Source organism: Bradyrhizobium sp. (assembly GCF_030654605.1).
In the GTDB taxonomy this organism is placed as follows: Bacteria; Pseudomonadota; Alphaproteobacteria; order Rhizobiales; family Xanthobacteraceae; genus Bradyrhizobium.
Genome location: NZ_JAURXB010000062.1, coordinates 1 through 1,456 on the forward strand (window position 1 = coordinate 1; position 1,456 = coordinate 1,456).

1 protein-coding gene is annotated in these 1,456 nt (G+C 63.7%); it reads right to left on the reverse strand.

Translation table 11 applies throughout. From position 1 onward, the window contains the following. Positions 1-1,089: adenosylhomocysteinase (locus Q7U29_RS05255; RefSeq protein ID WP_304739229.1), on the reverse strand; the 1,089-nt coding region annotated here is incomplete at its 3' end. Between the last annotated feature and the right edge of the window lie 367 nt (positions 1,090-1,456).

Below are 1,456 nucleotides of genomic sequence, written 5' to 3' on the forward strand. Positions count from 1 at the left end.
GATGTTGTCCCACTTCAGGTTCTTCAGATGCGCGATCTGGATCTCGTTGTCGAAGTGACCGATGTTGCAGACGATGGCGCGGTCCTTCATCGCGCGCATATGCTCGATGGTGATGATGTCCTTGTTGCCGGTGGCGGTGACGAAGATGTCGGCGCGGGGCGCCGCGTCTTCCATGGTGACGACCTCATAGCCTTCCATCGCCGCCTGCAGCGCGCAGATCGGATCGATTTCGGACACCATGACGCGGCAGCCGGCCTGGCGCAGCGAGGCCGCCGAGCCCTTGCCGACGTCGCCGAAGCCCGCGACCATCGCGATCTTGCCGGACATCATGACGTCGGTGCCGCGGCGGATGCCATCGACCAGCGACTCGCGGCAACCATAGAGGTTGTCGAACTTCGACTTGGTGACGCTGTCGTTGACGTTGATCGCCGGGAACAGCAGCTTGCCGCTCTTCTGCATCTCGTAGAGGCGGTGCACGCCCGTGGTGGTTTCTTCCGAAACGCCTTTGATGTTCTTCGCGATCTCGGCGAAGTAACCCTTGGGCTTTTCCTTCAGCAGCTTCTTGATCAGCGCGTAGAACACTTCCTCTTCTTCCGATTCCGGCTTGTCGAGGAACGCGACGTCCCCCTGCTCGGCGCGCAGGCCGTGATGCACCAGCATGGTGGCGTCGCCGCCGTCATCGAGGATCATGTTTGGGGTGCCGCCGCCGTGCCAGTCGAACATCCGGGCGGTGTAGTCCCAGTATTCAACCAGGCTCTCGCCCTTCACCGCGAACACGGGAATGCCGGCCGCCGCGATCGCGGCCGCGGCGTGGTCCTGGGTCGAATAGATGTTGCAGGAGACCCAGCGGATGTCGGCGCCCAGCGCCGCCAGCGTCTCGATCAGCACCGCGGTCTGGATCGTCATGTGCAGGGAGCCGGCGATGCGGGCGCCCTTCAGCGGCTGCTTCGGGCCGTATTCCTCGCGCGTCGCCATCAGGCCGGGCATCTCGGTCTCGGCCAGCGATATCTCCTTGCGGCCGAAGTCGGCGAGCGAAATGTCCTTGACGATGTAATCGGTGAAGGCGGGCTTCTTGGCGGCGGCGGTCATGTGATGGGTTCCTGAACAGGTGAATTCGGACTTATCGGTACAAGATGAAACTGGACGCTTTATGGCGCGGTCCGCTCCCTCGCCCCGCTCTTGCGGGGAGAGGGCATCGGCGGCCTACGGCCGCCGTTCTTCATTCCAAGAGCGCCGATGCTGAGCATCGGCGATGGTGAGGGGCTCTCTCAACAAACACCGCTTCGCGGATAGTCCCCCTCACCCGGCGCTGCGCGCCGACCTCTCCCCGCAAGCGGGGAGAGGTAATTGATCAGACGGCGCGCTTCAGCGCGTCGGCCAGGTCGGTCTTTTCCCAGGAGAAACCGCCGTCCTTGTCCGGGGTACGGCCGAAATGGCCGTAGGACGAGGTGCGGGC